General features: G+C 39.6%; 22 protein-coding genes. 1 reads left to right on the top strand and 21 read right to left on the bottom strand.

What is annotated here, in order from left to right:
- Positions 1-2 precede the first annotated feature (2 nt).
- The 4 genes from bshB1 to AA980_RS14950 are packed head-to-tail and all read right to left on the bottom strand — an operon-like array spanning position 3 to position 2,278.
- Complete coding sequence (gene bshB1, locus AA980_RS14965; protein WP_024030503.1) at positions 3-713, bottom strand: bacillithiol biosynthesis deacetylase BshB1; 711 nt, start codon at positions 711-713, stop codon at positions 3-5.
- A complete protein-coding gene (mgsA, locus tag AA980_RS14960) occupies positions 703-1,122 on the bottom strand; it encodes a methylglyoxal synthase (protein WP_024030502.1) in 420 nt (139 codons plus the stop codon). Before mgsA ends, bshB1 begins: the two co-directional genes overlap by 11 nt.
- 11 nt (positions 1,123-1,133) lie before the next feature.
- Positions 1,134-1,937: a 4-hydroxy-tetrahydrodipicolinate reductase gene (dapB, locus tag AA980_RS14955; RefSeq protein ID WP_024030501.1), complete on the bottom strand. Its 804-nt coding sequence runs from the start codon at positions 1,935-1,937 to the stop codon at positions 1,134-1,136.
- Positions 1,938-1,942: 5 nt separating this feature from the next.
- Entirely contained in the window at positions 1,943-2,278 is a 336-nt protein-coding gene (locus tag AA980_RS14950) for a nucleotide pyrophosphohydrolase (protein ID WP_024030500.1), read from the bottom strand.
- A 198-nt stretch (positions 2,279-2,476) separates the two neighbouring features.
- Between AA980_RS14950 and AA980_RS14945 the strand changes: the two genes are divergently transcribed.
- Positions 2,477-3,349: a YitT family protein gene (locus AA980_RS14945; RefSeq protein ID WP_024030499.1), complete on the top strand. Its 873-nt coding sequence runs from the start codon at positions 2,477-2,479 to the stop codon at positions 3,347-3,349.
- Between the two features lie 37 nt (positions 3,350-3,386).
- On the opposite strand, the gene ypjB is transcribed toward AA980_RS14945, so the two are convergent.
- The 17 genes from ypjB to hepT all read right to left on the bottom strand — a co-directional run bounded on the left by ypjB (position 3,387) and on the right by hepT (position 18,635).
- Positions 3,387-4,184 carry a sporulation protein YpjB gene (ypjB, locus tag AA980_RS14940; protein ID WP_024030498.1) on the bottom strand — a complete coding sequence of 266 codons (798 nt, stop codon included), beginning with the start codon at positions 4,182-4,184 and terminating at the stop codon, positions 3,387-3,389.
- Positions 4,185-4,261: 77 nt separating this feature from the next.
- Positions 4,262-4,855, bottom strand: a complete 594-nt coding sequence (gene lhaT / locus AA980_RS14935) for a lipoprotein heptaprenylglyceryl N-acetyltransferase LhaT (RefSeq protein WP_024030497.1) — start codon at positions 4,853-4,855, stop codon at positions 4,262-4,264.
- Between the two features lie 58 nt (positions 4,856-4,913).
- Positions 4,914-5,699, bottom strand: a complete 786-nt coding sequence (locus tag AA980_RS14930; protein ID WP_024030496.1) for a menaquinol-cytochrome c reductase cytochrome b/c subunit — start codon at positions 5,697-5,699, stop codon at positions 4,914-4,916.
- Positions 5,700-5,760: 61 nt separating this feature from the next.
- Positions 5,761-6,435: a menaquinol-cytochrome c reductase cytochrome b subunit gene (gene qcrB / locus AA980_RS14925; protein WP_024030495.1), complete on the bottom strand. Its 675-nt coding sequence runs from the start codon at positions 6,433-6,435 to the stop codon at positions 5,761-5,763.
- Between the two features lie 3 nt (positions 6,436-6,438).
- On the bottom strand, positions 6,439-6,945 hold the full coding sequence (locus AA980_RS14920; RefSeq protein ID WP_034724895.1) for a QcrA and Rieske domain-containing protein: 507 nt from the start codon (positions 6,943-6,945) through the stop codon (positions 6,439-6,441).
- Positions 6,946-7,096: 151 nt separating this feature from the next.
- Entirely contained in the window at positions 7,097-7,555 is a 459-nt protein-coding gene (locus AA980_RS14915) for a YpiF family protein (protein ID WP_024030493.1), read from the bottom strand.
- A 291-nt stretch (positions 7,556-7,846) separates the two neighbouring features.
- Positions 7,847-8,413, bottom strand: coding sequence for a ReoY family proteolytic degradation factor (locus tag AA980_RS14910; RefSeq protein ID WP_024030651.1), 567 nt, complete (start codon positions 8,411-8,413; stop codon positions 7,847-7,849).
- 32 nt (positions 8,414-8,445) lie between these two features.
- Complete coding sequence (locus AA980_RS14905; RefSeq protein WP_024030650.1) at positions 8,446-9,711, bottom strand: tetratricopeptide repeat protein; 1,266 nt, start codon at positions 9,709-9,711, stop codon at positions 8,446-8,448.
- Positions 9,712-9,738: 27 nt separating this feature from the next.
- A complete protein-coding gene (locus AA980_RS14900; RefSeq protein ID WP_024030649.1) occupies positions 9,739-10,635 on the bottom strand; it encodes a hypothetical protein in 897 nt (298 codons plus the stop codon).
- Positions 10,636-10,740: 105 nt separating this feature from the next.
- Entirely contained in the window at positions 10,741-12,030 is a 1,290-nt protein-coding gene (aroA, locus tag AA980_RS14895) for a 3-phosphoshikimate 1-carboxyvinyltransferase (protein WP_024030648.1), read from the bottom strand.
- Positions 12,031-12,055: 25 nt separating this feature from the next.
- Entirely contained in the window at positions 12,056-13,162 is a 1,107-nt protein-coding gene (locus AA980_RS14890; RefSeq protein WP_024030647.1) for a prephenate dehydrogenase, read from the bottom strand.
- A 49-nt stretch (positions 13,163-13,211) separates the two neighbouring features.
- Entirely contained in the window at positions 13,212-14,300 is a 1,089-nt protein-coding gene (gene hisC / locus AA980_RS14885) for a histidinol-phosphate transaminase (RefSeq protein WP_024030646.1), read from the bottom strand.
- Positions 14,301-14,333: 33 nt separating this feature from the next.
- A complete protein-coding gene (aroH, locus tag AA980_RS14880) occupies positions 14,334-14,705 on the bottom strand; it encodes a chorismate mutase (protein WP_024030645.1) in 372 nt (123 codons plus the stop codon).
- 17 nt (positions 14,706-14,722) lie between these two features.
- The gene (gene aroB, locus AA980_RS14875) at positions 14,723-15,793 is read right to left on the bottom strand and encodes a 3-dehydroquinate synthase (protein ID WP_024030644.1); all 1,071 of its coding nucleotides are present in this window, start codon (positions 15,791-15,793) and stop codon (positions 14,723-14,725) included.
- The gene (gene aroC / locus AA980_RS14870) at positions 15,793-16,965 is read right to left on the bottom strand and encodes a chorismate synthase (RefSeq protein WP_024030643.1); all 1,173 of its coding nucleotides are present in this window, start codon (positions 16,963-16,965) and stop codon (positions 15,793-15,795) included. Before aroC ends, aroB begins: the two co-directional genes overlap by 1 nt.
- Positions 16,966-17,131: 166 nt before the next feature.
- Positions 17,132-17,578 (bottom strand): nucleoside-diphosphate kinase, encoded by a 447-nt coding sequence (gene ndk / locus AA980_RS14865; protein WP_024030642.1) that lies wholly within the window; start codon positions 17,576-17,578, stop codon positions 17,132-17,134.
- Between the two features lie 94 nt (positions 17,579-17,672).
- A complete protein-coding gene (gene hepT / locus AA980_RS14860) occupies positions 17,673-18,635 on the bottom strand; it encodes a heptaprenyl diphosphate synthase component II (protein WP_024030641.1) in 963 nt (320 codons plus the stop codon).
- Between the last annotated feature and the right edge of the window lie 19 nt (positions 18,636-18,654).

The following is an 18,654-nucleotide window of genomic DNA, read 5'->3' as shown; positions in this document are numbered from 1 at the left end:
TTTCAATCTCCCATCAAATCTCGGTTCACAAGGATTGGCTCTTTTGTTTTAAAGCCTTCTGCATAGGTTACCCCAACCAATTTACCAAACATTCTTTCCCGGGCTTCGACTGTTTCAATATAACCATTGACGAGCGGTGTATTGAAGCTTTCGTCTGTTTGTTCAAATTGGCTCTTATATGCCCTTAATGCTTCCAGCTTTTTGTCGATAAACATTGTGACATCCGTAGTAAAATCCGGCTTGTGGAAACCATTAATCATATAAAAATACAGTTTTTCTACTCGGTGCGGCTCTGTACCATCTTCTGTCTGATATTTTTTAATCCCAGCTGAAAAAACCGCCTCCTCCACAAGACGGGCACAATTCCCATGATCAGGGTGGCGGTCCTCAAAATAGGGAGCAAAGACAACTTGGGGTTTATATGTTCGTATAATACCAGCAATCTTCCTTATGTATTCATCATTTAAGAATAAACCTCTATCAGGAAATGCCAGCGAAGTCCGTTTACAAACACCTAAAATTTCAGCTGCATGTCTTGCTTCTGCTTTTCTTAACGTGACATTCCCATTTGAAGAAAGATCAGCATCCGTTAAATCACAAATACCGATACGTTTTCCTTCAGAAACCAGTTTCGCTATCGTACCTGCCATGCCGATTTCCACATCATCAGCATGGGCACCGAAAGCAAGAATATGTAACGGTTTATCTTCCATTTACCTCACCATTTTCTTTAACGATATTTCTCCAATCGATTAAGCCCAGTTCTAGACCTCTAATTAATAATTCGGCCGTACCCATATTGGTCGCAAGTGGAATGGAATATACATCACACAGTCTGACCAGTGCAGTCACATCCGGTTCATGAGGCTGAGCTGTCAACGGATCGCGGAAGAAGAAAATCGCATCCATTTGATTTTGGGCAATCCTTGCACCAATTTGCTGGTCACCGCCAAGCGGACCGGATTGATAACGGGTAATAGACAACCCCGTAGCTTCATTAATTCGTAAGCCAGTTGTGCCCGTAGCAAACAGAGTATGTTTCTTAAATATTTCTTGATAGGCTGTGACAAATTGGACGAGATCATTTTTCTTTTCATCATGGGCAATTAAGGCAATATTCATTATTTTGACTCCTAGTCTAAAATATTTTCTAGTCCGTAAACAAAATTATTATGCTTCATTACCGTTTCGACCGCTACCTTCACTCCTGACATAAAGGAGGCACGATTGTAGGAATCATGACGAATGGTTAATGTCTGACCATCAGAGCCAAATAAAACCTGCTGATGTGCGATGAGCCCTGGCAAGCGGACAGAATGAATATGCATGCCATCATACTCCGCCCCTCTAGCCCCTTTTAGTGTTTCTTTTTCATTGGCGTGACCCTGTTTTTTAGTTTCTCTTACAGCTGATATCATCTCTGCTGTTTTTACCGCTGTCCCGGATGGGGCATCTAGTTTTTGGTCATGATGCATTTCGATAATTTCAATATCATGAAAATATTTCGCCGCCAGCTGTGAAAATTTCATCATCAACACAGCCCCAATAGCAAAGTTTGGCGCAATTATACAGCCTAATTCTTTTTCACGGCAGATATCTTCCAATTCAGCTAAATTCTCTTTTGTAAAGCCCGTTGTACCCACAACAGGGCGGACATTATATTCCAGCGCTGTTTTCGCGTGGTACATGCCAACTTCAGGCGTGGTTAAATCTATTAATACGTCTGCCTCTACCTCTTGCAAGCATTTTTCTATATCAGTATAGATTGGTACATTTGAAATAGATTGGAACCCTGCTACATCGCTTAACATCATGCCATCGTTCTTGTGATCAAGGACAGCCGCCAGTTTAAAATGTGCTGTGGCAGTTACCAGCTGAACTGCCTCAGAGCCCATCCGGCCCCGCGGACCAGCAATAATAATTTTAATTTCATTCATTTTAATCACTCCTGCTCAAATCTTGTCCAACGGTCTGAATCTCTTGTTTTAAATTTATCCATGACATAATCATGGGCATCTTCCAAGTCAACCTTTAAGGAATTGGCCATGCAAATGAGAACAAAGAGAAGATCGCCAAGTTCTTCTTCAATAGCTTTTTCAGTTTCAGTGCTTTTCTTCGGTTTTTCACCGTAGTAATGGTTTACTTCTCTAGCCAACTCTCCTAATTCTTCTGATAATCTTGCAAGCATTGCGAGAGGACTAAAATATCCTTCTTTAAATTGGCCTATGTAAGTATCGACTTCTGCCTGAAGGTCTTTCATTGTCTTTTGTTCTGCCATTTTCTCATCACCTCATTTCTTCTGCAAATGTCACATTAACAATGTTATATATCCATGTTTATGTTAGCTAAATTGGGGTGGTTTTACAAATATTTTCGTTTCTATCATCTCTTTTTCTCTCCTCATTGCTCTTAGCTCTTTAATCGGCTATAATAAATACCGCCATAAGAGAGATTATTTGGAAGAGGAGGAATGTTTATGATAGTAGGGCTTAAATTAAAGAACATTCTGTTTATCCTATTAGGTGCGGCCATTATGGCGTTCGGCTTGGTCAATTTTAATATGGAGAATAAGCTGGCGGAAGGCGGGTTCACAGGAATTACACTGATTTTTTATTTCTTATTGAACTGGGATCCTTCTTATACAAACCTGCTTCTTAATATTCCTTTATTTTTTATCGGCTGGAAGTTATTAGGACGGAACGCTTTCTTATATACGATTTTAGGAACAGTTGGGGTTTCGATTTTTTTATGGATATTTCAGCGCTACCCACTTGATATGCCGCTGCAAAGCGATTTAACCTTAGCAGCTTTGTTTGCCGGTGTCTTCACGGGAATTGGCTTAGGAGTTATCTTTCGGTTCGGAGGGACAACTGGCGGCGTCGATATTATTGCAAGACTTGTCCAAAAATATGCAGGCTGGAACATGGGAAAGACGATGTTTATCTTTGATGCCTGCGTTATTGCCCTTTCATTATTCACATACCTTAATTACAAACAAGCAATGTACACACTTGTTGCTGTTTTCGTCGGTGCAAGGGTGATTGATTTTATGCAGGAAGGTGCGTACTCTGCCCGGGGTGCAATGGTCATTTCAGATAAGAATGAACAAATTGCGAAAAAGATTATGGATGAAATGGACCGTGGGGTTACTGCATTAAGAGGTTACGGTTCCTATACGAAAAGCGAGCGTGAAGTTTTGTATTGCGTTGTCGCCAAAAACGAAATCATGCGCTTGAAAAATTTGATCACTTCTGTTGACCCACACGCATTTATCTCGATTTCTGTTGTTCATGATGTCCACGGAGAAGGATTTACACACGATGAAAATAAAGTGCCAATACAGAAATAAAAAGCAATGTCGATTAGTGACATTGCTTTTTTTAATCTTAATCCTTATGATCTCTTGAGCGGTCTTTTTTCCATGTTTTTTCACCCTTGTACTTACGCCACCCAACATAGGATAATGTCATAATAATTATGCTCCCTGTTGAAATGATTACCCACCATAGTGAAGGATCGGCATCATCTTTTTCCATATTGGCAAAAAGATTTTTTAAGTCGGTGTCTAAAGCATAAAGTTCCTGCTGACTTTTTGTGTCACTAATAATCTGTGATTGATACTCATTTATAAAATCAATCCGGGCGTCCAATCTTTGAATGGTTTCGATAGGAACATCAACCTTCATGCTCGGATAAATTACGTTATATAGTGATAGAAAGGTATTAAAGTTTGCATGAAAATGAGCTGTATCGCCATTTATGGCTGCATCCCTTGCTTGGCTAAAGACACTCATTATCGGTTCTTCCATTTCTGTCCATAAGGGTTGATGGCTTGTCGCGATAGCATCTATAACAAGCCGGAATTTAGTTAATTTATTTATTCTTTCCTCATATTTCATGTTAGGGCTAACCGCTGCTTCCATCGCTTCATCATGCGAGGTGTTAACAATTCTTACTTCATCTACAGATAATGGCCTTGCATTACCAGAAATATTCGTGAACTGGTCAGAAAAATAATCAAGCATTTTTTTTGCATCTTCATATCGATGAAACTTTACCATTTGGAGTGCTTCATCAGAAATATCATCCAGCCGCTCCATGGGCGATTGCTGTTCCGCGGCTGCGGCTATGGGAGTCATCATCATAATAATTGCAAATAAAAGTAACCATTTGATTTTCAACAATCCTTGTCCCCCCTTTCATTACTAATAAAATGTATGTAGGGGTGGACAAGGTTAGACCACTAATTATTGAAACACGATTATTTTATTTCTAATTTAAACCGGTTCGGTCTTATTGAAAAATAATAGGCCAGTCCAATCGAAACAACTGAAAGCCAGAAAGTAAAATAGCCAATTTGCGGTATATACTGATCCAGCATATGATAAGAGGGTAGCATAAAAAATACGTAATCAATTACATCATTATGCAGCGTCCATATTGCTGTTACGATTAAATGCCACCATTTAAAACGGTAAAACGGTGCATACAATATTCCTTGGACAGCCATTGCAAAATGGGAGATAATCAACATATAGCCAATCCAGTCAAGCTCCCCTTGAACAAAATAAACAAGAATATTCATGACAACTGCCCAAATCCCATATTTAAAAAGAGTTACAATCGCAAGTGCTTCGATTAATGGCCAGTTTTTCCCCATCAGAAATGCAATCAGGACAAAAACAAAAAATAAGCTTGCTGTCGGACTGTCGGGAACAAATGGAAGAAAAATAGCAGGTGTTTCTTTGAGCTGCCACCCATACCAATAATATCCGTAAGCAGTTCCGGCAATATTGACAATGAGTAAAAGTCCGAGAATGGATCTATTTGCCAAAAGAGGATAAATAAAGCGCACAAATACTCCCCATTTCAATAAAAAAGCTGACGATTCCCGTCAGCTTTTCATCATTTAATTATTTTTTACCAATTTCTGCGATAAATTCCGATAGCTTTTTAAGCTGTTCGTCATTACCTTTAAAAATCCCTGCAGGCATTGTACCACCTGGGCCTTTTTTACCTTCTACAGCAATTTTTGCTACTTCTTCAGCTGATAAGCCAGTACCAATTAATGTTGGTGCTCCAGCGCCGCCTTGAAAATTATCACCATGACAGGTAATACAAGTATTTTCACTTGCGATTTTGTAGCCATCACTTGTTTTATCAAAATCTACTTTCTCAACGATTTTACCTTGGCGTTCAGCTGCTGCCCAGTCATGTGTTGCAACAGATTGCCACGTTAAAAATACAGTAGCTGCTATCGCCAACAACATAAATGATGTTGCAAGCGGACGCTTAAGTGGACGGCGTTCCGGTCCGACATCAAGGAACGGTGCTAATAATAAGCCGCCAAAAGCGAGTCCAGGAATGACCATAGCTCCAATAACCGTATATGGGCCAGATGCATATGTGTATTTCAGCAATTGATATAAGAACAAGAAATACCAGTCTGGTAATGGAATATAACCTGTATCGGTCGGATCCGCAATCCTTTCAAGCGGAGCCGGATGTGCAACTGTTAAGCATAAATAGCCGACAAGAAACACGGCACCTATCATCCATTCTTTTAAAAGGAAGTTAGGCCAGAATGCCTCTGTTTTACCAGGATATTCTGAGTAATCTTTTGGAAGCATCGTTTTACGTGATTCAGGTGCTGGTACACGTGAGTCACCGACGAACTTCATACCTTTACCGCGATGCATTGAGCAATCCCCCTCCTTTTTTTCGTAGAGATTAGAAAAAACTTACCGCTTTAACTTTATTTTAAAGCGGTCCGGAAATACCTTGTTTTCGAATCATAATGAAGTGAGCTCCCATAAGTCCCAGCAATGCTCCTGGCAGGAAGAACACATGGATTGCAAAGAAACGGGTTAATGTTTGAGCACCAACAATATGTTCATGACCTGCTAATAAAACTTTAACATAGGAACCAATGAACGGCGTGGCCTCAGCGATTTGCAGACCAACCTTTGTAGCGAACAGCGCTTTCATATCCCAAGGTAATAAGTATCCTGTAAAACCTAAACCAAGCATGACGAAGAAAATAAGGACTCCGACAATCCAGTTCAACTCACGAGGCTTTTTATAAGCACCCTGGAAGAAGACGCGCAATGTATGTAAAAACATCATGACAAGCACTAAACTTGCACCCCAGTGATGCATTCCACGGACAATTTGACCAAAAGCAACTTCATTTTGCAGATAATAAACAGATTCCCATGCGTTTTTAATATCTGGTACATAGTACATGGTTAAGAACATACCTGAAAGAATTTGAATGACTGTTACGAAGAATGTCAGACCGCCAAAGCAGTAAACAAACGCTGAAAAGTGATGCGCCGGGTTAACGTGCTCAGGTACTTCATGGTCTGCAATATCGCGCCACAAAGGCGTAATATCTAAACGTTCATCGACCCAGTCGTAAATTTTGTTTAACAATGATTACGCCTCCTTCCGTGGTTTAGCTTTTCCTAAGTAAAGGTAACCATCTTTTTCTTTGTATGGATATACATCTAGCGGTGCTAATGGTGGTGTATTTGGAACATTTGTACCGTCTTTTGTATATCGGCCATAGTGACATGGACAGAAGAATTGATTTGGATGTTCTTTATCCGTATTCCAGTTAACCGTACAGCCTAAGTGTTTACATACAGGTGATAGTGCAATAATTTTTCCATTATCATCTTTATAGACCCAAGCAGTTTCCGTAACTTCAGACTCGTACCAGGCATCCTTTTGCTTAAATTTAAAGTCAACACGAACAGGCTCTTTAGTTATTTCCGACATCTTTTTCGGAGTAGGAATAAAATCCCCACCGGCTTCTGCTTTTAATACAGGATCCACCGCAAATCGTACCATTGGCATTAACATTCCGGCTGCCATGAAGCCGCCTACACCAGTTAATGTGTAGCTTAAAAATTGACGTCTTGAAACACGCTCTTTACTCATGCTTTATCCCCCCCTTTATTCATGAAGTTAAGTCCAGCGGACAATTATTAAACACATATAAAACTAGGACATAACAATGATATATCAATCTACAGGCAAGGTCAATATCATACTATTTTAAAAACATATAATATGAATAGTTTTATTATTATTATTCCTGCCATTTTTGCGTAAAGAGAATTAAAAGCTGTTTTACTTGACTGTTAATCATTTCCACCTTTTGGGATTCAGACATTTGCTCAAGCAGAAGTGATGGAAGCCAAATTAATGCCCCGCCTAATTTTTCCTCATGTGCTTTCCATTCAATATTGGATGTTATGTAAAATATGTGTTTAAAATCACCTTTTACGATATTTTCCTCCCAAGTCAGCAAATCATTCAATACTTTTTCGCTATTTTCATTTTTTAAATATGTAAATGGAGGAAATAATAATAATCTTCCTGTAAACTGCCTTTCTATTTGGTTTGTTAACAGCGAGATAAATTCTGAAGCCGAGGCTGACTGCTTCATTTCATCTTCAAACGAAATTGAATAGATGGGGATAACAGCAGTATCCACATACTCCTTGGCATTTAAATAAGTTTCAATATCTTGTGGTATCCATTTCATTTTTTCCACCTGCCTTTTGTTTCACTATTCCTATAATATCATTATCTCCTTAAACATTAAAAGAAAATGTAATATATTAAAAAACAAGGCTCTGTTAAAAGTAAATGTTGATTTCCGTTCCAGGCGCGAGCGGTTCGCGGGGCGGGCGGTGAGCCTCCTCGGCGCTGAAGCGCCTGCGGGGTCTCACCTGTCCCGCTGCTCCCGCAGGAGTCTCGCGCCTTCCACTCCAATCAACATTGTGCCAAAATCAACAATGAGCTTTAACACTGCCAAAAACAAAAGGAAGGTTGCTTATCGCAAACTTCCTTTTGTTTCAGCCGTTGTAAGCTTATTTAATTTTTCTGTTAGCATCCGAAACGCCTTACGATCTTGTTTATCAAGTGCTTCATCAATTAATTGCAGCAGTTTTTCACGTTGAAAGCGTTCAATACTATGCTGTAACAATTGTTCTGCAATGATTCCATCCTTTTCATTCACTTGCAAATGTTTTGGGACAAAGGGATTTTCCTCAAGCACCGCTGCATATTGATGTGCCTGATTTGAAGCATGGAAGTTTAACTGAATAAATATATCCTCGTCTCGATTAAGCCGAATATCATGGAATGATTTTTCAGCATCCGTTGTCATCACATTTTCCTTATAAAAACGAAATGGCACTTTATCCACACAATGTGTAGACATAATCAAACCTCGCGGACAATACTGTGCTTGCTCAACAAAATGAACCTTTTCCATTAGTTGATCGTGGCTCATTAAATAGTTGAGGATCCAAACACATTCTCTTCTTTTTAATTGATAATGATTTAAAAACCAGCGAATAAAATCCTTCTTCTCGTTGACAGAAACAGGGGTTGCCATGATAGTTTCCCTCCTCTGCATAATCAGCTTTTTTAATCCTTCCCATCGGTAAGACGATCAAGTATTTCAATAAATTCAACATTTGTTGGATCCTCAATTAGCAGCTGTTTAAAAATTTCGGCGGCTCGGTCGGTTTTTCCTTCCTCAATTAGAAAATATCCGTAATCAAGCAAAAATGCTTCATTATTCTTAAAAAAAGTATATGCACTTTCATATTTGTCTAATGCGTAGGAGTATTTCTCTAATTTTTGAAAGCTATGTGCGGAATCCCATAAAAACTGGGGCTCCTCATCTTCAATAATGTCTAGCTGAGAAACTAACTCGAGGACATCCTCATATCTTTCCTGTTGGAAAAAGAGCTTATTTAACATAAGCGCTGCTTCTGTGTATCCAGGATCTAATGCAAGTGCCTCTCGGAAGTATTGCTCAGCATCTGCGTCTTTTCCAAGCTTAAGTGCTGTTTTCCCGCCATAGAAAAATAATTCTTTATTAAATTCATCCTGTTTTATTCCTTCTTGAATCGCGAGTAAACTATTTTCAAGCTCTTCTTCCCGTTCGTATCCGATCGCAAGATGTAAATAGAGTGAATGGTATTCTGGATCTAGTGCTTTTAATTCATTGAACTTTTCAATGGCAGTTCGATTATAGCCTGCCTGGAGCGCTGTAAATGCCGAGCCGAATAATGTGTTTATCTCTAATTTTCCATCGAGCGCCTTATCATAATAAGCCAAAGCCTCCTCAAAAGACCCTGATCCGCTTAATAGGTCTGCCATCCGTCCATGGATATTTATGCCGGCAATTTCGTTTTCTTCTTTTAAAACCGTTTCATAGGCGTTCATCGCCTTGGCAATTTCGCCAAGTTCTCCATAAAGCTCCCCTAAGGCGAAATCAATAATGACTTCATTTGGCAGTATTTGTTTTGCCTTCAATAATTTTCTTTCACACACTTCATATAGACCTTGGAGTTGATAAAGGTCTGCTAACAGTAATAATGACTGTGCATAATTAGCATCCTGTTCTGAAATTTTTTCTAGAACAAGAATTGCATCTTCCTCTTCTCCGGCTTCCACCAATATTTCACCTAGCAGAACAAGAAGTTCACCTTCTTCAGGGTAAATTTCCAATAGGTTTTCAATTAATTTCTTTGCTTCATCTAAAAATCCATACTGATACAATTCTTCCCCCAAGAGAAATTTTTCCTCAGGCAGACCGCTTTTTAATATAAGATTATATTCATTTAAGGCGTCATTATGTTGGCCCTGCTCTATCATGTTAATAATTTTATTTACTCTCTCCATTGGCTTTTACCTCTTCTCCCCCTTAAATTACAAAGAAAAATACGATAGGGTTTGCACCTTTACATGTTCTCCATATCCTGGCTTAAATAATACCTTAGCCCCTGTCCGAACAATCTTTCCTTTGTGAACTGTAACTACAAGTCTATCACCATGATAATGAAATAAATTAACTTCATCAACATTATTGATTTCTCTTCCCTTTAAATATAAGTTATAGCTTAATTCAGTCCCGTGCATTAGACTTGCTCTTTGCGGATATAAACCTATTTTGTTTAGTATAGCGGTACATAATGGCTGATTTTCTTCTATTTCTTCATAAATTGCAGGAATTTTTTCTTTTACCATAATACCTTTCCATTTCGACAAAACGGCTCTCTCTTCCTTCTTCTGTGAAGAAGAAATTTTTGGAATCAAGGGACTGTTGAACGGGAATATCGCTTCCCTTATCCATCCCCATGGCACATTTTCCAATTGACCAGGCTCCTCTACTTCAACAAAAATGGCCGGAATCTTTTCTTTCCTACACATTCTCATTAGGCTTGGAGTAATTAAGCGGACTGGGATTCTGATCCCGATGATAAAGTCAACTGGACAACCCACAAGCGCTGTTTTCATTCCCTTGAATTTTTCTGTTAATTCATTTTCGTAGGAAACGTCAACATATGTAAGCAGGGTTGTACATCCTTTTAGCAGAAAGTGGTCAATTAGAAAATTTTTTAATGCCTGAAAGGATTCTTTATACGGTATTTTGGAATTAAAAAGCACAAAAGACGGGGTCATAATATAAGGGTCAAGATTCATTTTCATCACCCGATAATGATTAAAACAAGGTTGAATCTTCGTTATTCGATTATCTGAAATCAAAAGCGAACATGTAGTTAATTTCCTGTCTATAAGAATGTTGGCATTTTCAATGATATACATCGTCTCAACCACCCGCTTTTCTTCTTTAAGACAAGCTATGCTAAAAATTTCTAAACTATGACTTTGTCCTGTACCAAAAAAGAAAAGCCGCAATGAAGGCAGCTTTTACTTTAAAAGGCTATTAATATGATTAAAAAAGTTCGGGTAGGAAACGGAGATTGCTTCAGGATTCTCCAGAATGACCTCTTCGTTACTTAGAAGAGCTGCAATTGCGAGCATCATTCCAATCCGATGGTCGCCGTGGCTTGAGACAGTTCCACCAGAAAGTTTAGTTTTTCCGTGGATAATCATTCCATCAGCTGTTGCCTCTATCGCAGCCCCTAATTTTTTTAGTTCTTGGACAACAGTATCGATTCGATTTGTTTCTTTTACCTTTAATTCTTCCGCATCTTTAATGATCGTCTTTCCTTCAGCTTGGGTTGCCAGTAAGGCTATGATTGGAATCTCATCAATTAGTTTTGGAATTAAATCTCCTTCAACAACAGTTCCCTTTAGTGCGGAGGTTTTAATAATGAGGTCACCAAATGGTTCAAATCCGTTCTCATCCTTTTGAACAATTTGTAATTCAGCACCCATTTTCTTCATGACCTCAATAATTCCTGTTCGGGTAGGATTTAAGCCCACATTTTTCAAGACAATTTCACTGTTAGGAATAACGGCACCGGCGACAAGAAAAAATGCAGCTGAGGAAATGTCACCAGGTACATGGATCGTAGCAGCATGCAGCTTTTGTCCGCCCTTAACCGTAATCAATTGGTTATCCCTTGTGATTTCCCCGCCGAATTTACGAATCATTCTTTCCGTATGATCCCGGGTTTTAGCTGGCTCGATGATTGTACTAATTCCATCTGCCTGCAGGCTCGCTAGGAGAATCGCAGACTTTACCTGGGCACTAGCAACCGGCAGTTTGTAGTGAATCGGTGTTAATTGCTTTCCACGGAGAGAAACGGGCGTATAGGCACCGTTTTTTCTTCCATCAATTTTGGCACCCATATTTGTTAATGGGACTGTGACTCTGGTCATTGGTCTTTTTCCAATTGAATCATCGCCAACAAGTGTGGAGAAAAATGGTCTTCCCGCAAGTATCCCCATTAATAAACGAATGGTTGTTCCCGAATTGCCAACATCCAAAACTTCATCAGGTTCTGTTAATCCCTCAAAACCATTACCAAATATACGAAGCTCATTGTCGTTTTCTTCGATGGCAACCCCAAGTTTTCGAAAACATGAGATCGTACTATAACAATCATCACCGGGAAGAAAATTAGTTACCCGCGTTTCACCATACGCAATGGATCCAAACATGACGGACCTGTGCGAAATCGATTTATCTCCAGGAATGGTTATTTCACCTAATAATCGTTCTGTGTTCGTTTTCAGTGTTAATGATGCCATATAAATCACCTTTTTTAATCTTAGATTATGAACCGATTGATGTTTGAAAGTTGGAATAGGTTTCGATACAACGTTCTGCTTTATACCTGTCCTCTTCCGTTTGAAAACTAATGACTAAAACTCCATTGATATCCTCTCTTGTTTCAAGGATGCGAATGTTTGTAATGCTGATATCTTCTTTCGCTAAATACCCTGTTATTTCCGAGATCACGCCAGGGTAATCAGGTATATCAACATACAAATCATAAAAGGCAGGGATTGCTCCTTTTTCTTTCATTGGCAGCCCGTCGCGAAATTGTTTTGCCTGGTTGAAATAATTTAGTATTGCGGGACTATCTTCATTTTCAAGCAGGCCTTTAACACCATTCATTTCTTCCTGCCATTGATTTAGCAGCCCGATTAATATCTCACGGTTGTGCAGCAAGATATCCTTCCACATTTCCGGACTACTTGAGGCAATCCGCGTAATATCCCTAAATCCCCCGGCAGCCAGGCGTGGGATGAGACTTTCTGATGCTGAAAGTTTTTCTGTCTGTCGAACGATGGAGGCAGCAATGATATGCGGGAAATGACTGACAATCCCTGTAAGGTAGTCATGATTTTCAGGCGTAATCGTCAAAAACTTTGCCTTTGTCCCTAGTAACCAACATTTTAATCGTTCTACTTTTGCTTCCTCAATCTGATTATCTGGTGTTAATAAATAAAAGGCATTTTCAAATAATATTTCTTTTGCAGCTGAAACCCCACTTTTATGCGAACCAGCCATTGGGTGACCGCCAATAAAAGTGATTCCCCGATCCTTCAAGCTGGCGGTACTTTCGACTATTTTCCGTTTAGTACTGCCTGTATCGGTAATAATTACGTCTGGATGAAGGGGCAGTTTAGCCAGCATCTGAAGAATTTCTTTCGTTTCGTTTACAGGTGCAGCAATAATGATTAAATTGGCATCGATTGCACTATCCTCAATGGTTTCCGCTATTTCATCAATGACACCAAGCATTTTTGCCAGTCTAGACTGTTCTTTATTAATATCAAATCCAACTATCGTAGCTTCGTTATGTTCCTTCTTGATACATAATGCTAAGGAACCGCCGATTAATCCTAAGCCAATTACAATAACACGGCCATTCAATGAATATTCCCCCAATATAAGAAAAGCGCAAGCGCCCTAAAAAGCTTCTCTAGTTCTTATCAAGAAATTCGCTTAATGCTTGTAGTACACCTTCATTTTGTTCAGATGATCCAACGGTAATTCTCACAGCAGTTGGGAAACCAAGCGCTTTACCGGAGCGGACAATATACCCTTTCTCTTGTAAAAATTGAAAAGCCACATCCCCATCAACTTTCAAATCAATTAAAATAAAATTAGTTTGTGATGGATAATAGTCCAATTGGTTTTGTTCACAAAAATCATAAAATTGTGATAGACCCTGTCTGTTTTTCTCCTTACAAACTTCGACAAATTCCTGGTCATTGATTGCTGCAATTGCTCCCAGCTGCCCTAATGAATTAACATTAAATGGTTCTCTTACAGGCTCTAATACTTTTATTATTGCTCGATTAGCAACCCCATAGCCGACTCTTAAGGCAGCCATTCCATAAATTTTCGAAAAGGTTCGAAGGACAATTAAATTTTCATACTTCCGTGTTAACCTGATTGAATCATAATAATCTTCAGCTACTACATATTCAAAGTAAGCTTCATCAAGAACGACAAGGATATGCGGGGGAACCTTATCTAAAAACGGAATTAATTTATTTTCTGGAATATATGTACCCGTAGGGTTATTAGGACTGCAGACCCAAATAACATTAGTCTGTTCGTCTATAGCCGCAAGCATTGCCTCCAAATCATGTTCACCATTGATTAAAGGCAATTCCTTAACAACTGCACCTTCAATGACGGCGTTGTGTTTGTATTGCGAAAAAGATGGAGTCGCCATAATCGTACTTGCATTAGGATGAAGCAACGATCTTGAAATAATTTGAATAAGGTTATCTGAACCATTCCCTAAAATGAGTTCTTCCTCATCAACATTCAAAAATTCAGAAAGCTTCTCTCTTAAATGAGTGGCATAGCCGTCAGGATAAATAGCCAACCCTGAAAGGTTTGTTTGCAGTGCCTCAACTACCGCAGGTGAACAGCCAAACGGGTTTTCATTGGAGGCAAGCTTGACAATTTTCTCTAACTTAAATTGTTTTTTGACCGCATCAATTGACTTTCCTGGCTGATACGGTGTAAGTGTCAATAATTGCTCTTTCCATCTCATTTTCTCCACCCCTTCAATAATTGTTAACTAAAACTATGTCAAACTATTACCTAAGTCTGGTCTAAGTACTTTGGCTCCTTTTAAATAAACATGAATAATTTCTTCTTGGGAGAGATCGGTATTTACATGCATCATAATTCTGACACAAAAGTTTAACGAATTAGGAACCTGCATTTCCCGCATACACATGACCGGTACGTATGTCCAGCCGGTAAATGTCCGCAATACTTTAGCCGGGAAGGCGGCATCAATATCTTCAGTTGTTGAGATAAATACGGATGCAACTGAATCAGGCTTTATTTGATTCGCTTCGATTAATTTTGCCAGAAGTTCTTTAGTGGCAGGAATAATCGCTTCCTCAGTATTGCTATTAACGGTCGTCGCTCCCCTCACCCCTCTGATCATAAGAAAAATCCCCCTTGTTAAAAACGTTTAAGTTCGTCTAATAAAATGGTTTCTGATATTTTCTGAAGCTTCGGTTGGCCCAATTGCTCTAGTAATACAAATCGAATCGAATCCCCAACCGACTTTTTATCTTGTTTCATTTTAGCTACTAATTTTTCAACGGATAAATGATTGGGAACTTTCGTTTTATAGCCGAGATGTTCTACCCATTCAATAAATTTTTCTAAATCGAAGGATAAATCCAGTAGCTTTTCACTCAATTTCAAAGCAAAAATCATCCCAATCATTACTGCTTCCCCGTGAGTAAAATTCCCATAACCCATTTCCGATTCTATCGCGTGCCCCAGTGTGTGACCAAAGTTTAAGTAAGCCCGAATTCCCGTCTCTCTTTCATCCTGACTAACGAACTCATTTTTAATCTTTATACCTTTAACTATCGAATAAGATAGTTGATCTAAAGAAATTAAATTAAGGTCATCCACATTTTTTCGCAGCCATTCATAGAAGCTGGGATCAGAAATCAGCGCATGTTTAATGACCTCTGCAAATCCGGAACGGATTTCATGCTCAGGCAGTGAAGTTAACAGCTCTAAATCGTAAAATACGGCTTCAGGCTGGTAAAAAGCCCCAATCATATTTTTCCCAAGCGGGTGATTGATGGCGACTTTCCCGCCAACAGCACTGTCATGGGCTAAAATAGTAGTCGGGACCTGAATAAAGGGGATACCTCTCATATATGAAGAGGCAACGAAACCTGACAAATCCCCTACCGCTCCACCACCAAAAGCAACAATTACCGATTTACGGTCAAGATGATTTTCAAGGGCGGATGATAGTGCATCATAATAAACCTCAAAAGTTTTCGTCTTTTCACCGCTGGGTCCTGTGTAAATAATCGGTTCCCACGATTTTAGCACGAGCTGTAATTTTTCAAGATGTAGCTTAGCAACTGTTTCATCTGTAATAATTAATATTCTGGTGAGGTCTGGAAAATGATTAGCTAAAAAGGTGCCCAGCTCGCTCCTCACACCTTTTCCGACAAAGACATTATAGTTTTTTGATTCTGTTTGGATATGAATCGTATCCATTAAAATTCCCTCGCATATTCCCGAGTTCTCTTGATTTCTTCTGCAAAGGTTTCAAAGCGGTCGCTGTAAAATTGTTCAACGAGCGCGTTTGCGAGCTCCCATGCTACTACACTTTCAGCAACAATGGCAGCTGCAGGAACGGCACAGCTATCAGACCGTTCAATGCTGGCAGCAAAAGGCTCTTTTGTTTCTATATCCACACTCATCAATGGTTTATATAACGTCGGAATCGGTTTCATCACACCTCGGACAATAATCGGCATCCCCGTCGTCATTCCGCCCTCAAATCCTCCAAGCCTGTTTGTTTTACGGTAGTACCCTTTTTCTTTTTCCCAGGCGATTTCATCATGAACTTCACTTCCAGGCTTCCTTGCTGCTTCAAAGCCAATCCCAATTTCTACACCTTTAAACGCGTTAATACTCATGATAGCAGCTGCTAATTTTCCATCCAATTTACGATCGTAATGAACATAACTTCCAACCCCAGCCGGCATCCCCGTGGCAATTACTTCCACGACACCGCCGATTGAATCACCATTTTTCTTTGCTTCATCAATCGCTGTCATCATTTCTTGCTCGACATTTTTATCAGCGGTCCGTACTGGTGAATTTTCCGTTTGCTCTTTTAAAGCTTGCAATTTTATCGTGCTGTCGACGTTTGCCTTAACTCCACCGATTTCAACGACGTGGGCGACAATATCGATTCCTACTAACGATAAAAGTTTCTTGGCCGCAGCACCAGCTGCCACTCTAACAGTTGTTTCCCGTGCAGATGACCGCTCAAGCACATTTCGCATATCCCTGTGCCCGTATTTAATTGCTCCATTTAAATCAGCGTGTCCCGGCCTGGCACGGGTTACCTTACGCTTTATTTCATCCTCTTGTCCTGCTTCAACGGCTTCAATGCCCATTATATTCGTCCAATGCTTCCAATCATTGTTTTTGACCACTAGGGCAATCGGAGATCCAAGTGTGTAGCCATGACGAACACCAGAGACAATTTCGGCAGTATCTTTCTCAATCTGCATTCGTCTCCCGCGTCCATATCCTTTTTGCCGTCTGGCAAGCTCCTGATTTATATCCTCAGCTTCGAGCGGCATTCCTGCCGGCAGGCCCTCTAAAATTGTTGTCAGCTGCGGACCATGGGATTCACCTGCTGTTAAGTATCTCATTCCCATCCTCTTTCCCCCTTCAACTCATTAAAGAATTATGTATCAATATATCATATCATTCACAATAAACCTAGTATAACTATTCAGAAAAGCGTGATAAAATTTTGAAATCGATATCAAAAAAGACACTTGTATATTTACTATACAAGTGCCTTTTCCATAAAAATTAATAAATCCATTCGTTAACTAGTTTGGAATACTCAACAACCCCAGTATCTTTAAAGAACAAGCCAATTTCACGCTCTGCACTTACAGGTGAATCAGAACCGTGAATGACATTCTTACCAACTGTTAATCCAAAATCACCGCGAATTGTACCAGGTGCTGCATCCTTCGGATTAGTAGCCCCCATCATTTGGCGAGCCGTTGCAATCACATTTTCTCCTTGCCATACCATTGCAAATACAGGACCAGAGGTAATGAAATCAACTAATTCACCGAAAAACGGACGTTCCTTATGTTCACCATAATGCTCTTCAGCAAGCTCCTTGGGAATGCTCATTAATTTAGCTCCGACAAGCTGAAACCCCTTTTTTTCAAAACGAGCAACCACTTCACCAATTAAATTACGTTGAACTCCGTCAGGCTTTACCATTAAAAATGTTTTTTCCATGAATTCCACTCCTACATCTTTATGTATATTGATTGTTAGCTCAAGAACAAGCCATGAAAAATGGTATCATTTTTTCGAATATTTCGCAAGGTGATTAAAATTTTCTTCTCCCAATGAATCTAGCGATGTCTTTGAGAGTCTTTTTAGCTTTATTAGCCGGTAATTCCTCTAAAATAGCTAGGGCTTTACTTAGATAGCGATCACTAAGTTCGACCGATTTTTCAATCGCACCCGACTGCTTAATGAGGGTAATGATACTTTGAATATCCGCGGATTCCATTTTCTCATGAACCTTTTCAATTTCAATGCGGTTTGCTGCATTTTCCAAGGCAAAAAGGGCTGGAGCCGTAATATTCCCTTGCAAAAGGTCACTGCCTGCAGGCTTTCCGAGTTCTTCTTCCTTTGCCACAAAATCTAAAATATCATCCGTTATTTGGTATGACATCCCCACATAATATCCGAAACGGTAAAGTTTCCTATGGATGGCCTCCTCTACATCCGCAGCAATTGCCCCTATCTGGCAGCTTGCAGCAATGAGTAAGGCCGTTTTTCTTTTTATTCTTCGCAAATAGTCGCGGAGATTTTGATTAAACCGGTACTTGTCCCTGATTTGCTGAATTTCACCAACCGTTACTTCAACCATTGTATCCGCTAAAATTTTATGAGCCTCAGCTCGATCCAGGTTGGCCATCAATTCCAGGGCAAGAGCAAAAACAAAGTCACCCGTATACATGGCAATTTTGTTATCCCATTTAGCTTTGACCGTCGGCTGTCCCCTGCGCAGGTCTGCATCATCGATAACATCATCATGAACAAGGGAAGCCATATGGATGAGCTCTAGAGCAACCGCCACATTTTTCATCACATTAATATCATAATGACCAAATTTACCAGCGAGCAAAACAAAAACAGGACGAATTCTTTTTCCTCCGGCTTGTAATGTATGCAAAGAAGCTTGTTTCAAAAGAAGAGAATCCGCTTGAATTGTCTCTTCTAATTTTTTCTCAATAATATTAATATCCGAATTCAAAAATGAATACATCATTTTTAATTTCATTTGTATTCACCCTGCTTTT

It is taken from the genome of Neobacillus vireti, assembly GCF_001026695.1.
GTDB lineage: Bacteria > Bacillota > Bacilli > Bacillales > Cytobacillaceae > Neobacillus > Neobacillus vireti.
This window is presented reverse-complemented; position numbering and strand designations above follow the sequence as displayed.

Excerpts from the sequence above, each read along its gene's own strand:
- bshB1 (WP_024030503.1), bottom strand. The coding sequence starts at position 713 with ATGGAAGATAAACCGTTACATATTCTTGCTTTCGGTGCCCATGCTGAT.
- mgsA (WP_024030502.1), bottom strand. The coding sequence starts at position 1,122 with ATGAATATTGCCTTAATTGCCCATGATGAAAAGAAAAATGATCTCGTC.
- dapB (WP_024030501.1), bottom strand. The coding sequence starts at position 1,937 with ATGAATGAAATTAAAATTATTATTGCTGGTCCGCGGGGCCGGATGGGC.
- AA980_RS14950 (WP_024030500.1), bottom strand. The coding sequence starts at position 2,278 with ATGGCAGAACAAAAGACAATGAAAGACCTTCAGGCAGAAGTCGATACT.
- AA980_RS14945 (WP_024030499.1), top strand. The coding sequence starts at position 2,477 with ATGATAGTAGGGCTTAAATTAAAGAACATTCTGTTTATCCTATTAGGT.
- AA980_RS14930 (WP_024030496.1), bottom strand. The coding sequence starts at position 5,699 with ATGCATCGCGGTAAAGGTATGAAGTTCGTCGGTGACTCACGTGTACCA.
- AA980_RS14920 (WP_034724895.1), bottom strand. The coding sequence starts at position 6,945 with ATGAGTAAAGAGCGTGTTTCAAGACGTCAATTTTTAAGCTACACATTA.
- AA980_RS14915 (WP_024030493.1), bottom strand. The coding sequence starts at position 7,555 with ATGAAATGGATACCACAAGATATTGAAACTTATTTAAATGCCAAGGAG.
- AA980_RS14910 (WP_024030651.1), bottom strand. The coding sequence starts at position 8,413 with ATGGCAACCCCTGTTTCTGTCAACGAGAAGAAGGATTTTATTCGCTGG.
- AA980_RS14905 (WP_024030650.1), bottom strand. The coding sequence starts at position 9,711 with ATGGAGAGAGTAAATAAAATTATTAACATGATAGAGCAGGGCCAACAT.
- AA980_RS14900 (WP_024030649.1), bottom strand. The coding sequence starts at position 10,635 with ATGTATATCATTGAAAATGCCAACATTCTTATAGACAGGAAATTAACT.
- aroA (WP_024030648.1), bottom strand. The coding sequence starts at position 12,030 with ATGGCATCATTAACACTGAAAACGAACACAGAACGATTATTAGGTGAA.
- hisC (WP_024030646.1), bottom strand. The coding sequence starts at position 14,300 with ATGAGATGGAAAGAGCAATTATTGACACTTACACCGTATCAGCCAGGA.
- aroH (WP_024030645.1), bottom strand. The coding sequence starts at position 14,705 with ATGATCAGAGGGGTGAGGGGAGCGACGACCGTTAATAGCAATACTGAG.
- aroB (WP_024030644.1), bottom strand. The coding sequence starts at position 15,793 with ATGGATACGATTCATATCCAAACAGAATCAAAAAACTATAATGTCTTT.
- aroC (WP_024030643.1), bottom strand. The coding sequence starts at position 16,965 with ATGAGATACTTAACAGCAGGTGAATCCCATGGTCCGCAGCTGACAACA.
- ndk (WP_024030642.1), bottom strand. The coding sequence starts at position 17,578 with ATGGAAAAAACATTTTTAATGGTAAAGCCTGACGGAGTTCAACGTAAT.
- hepT (WP_024030641.1), bottom strand. The coding sequence starts at position 18,635 with ATGAAATTAAAAATGATGTATTCATTTTTGAATTCGGATATTAATATT.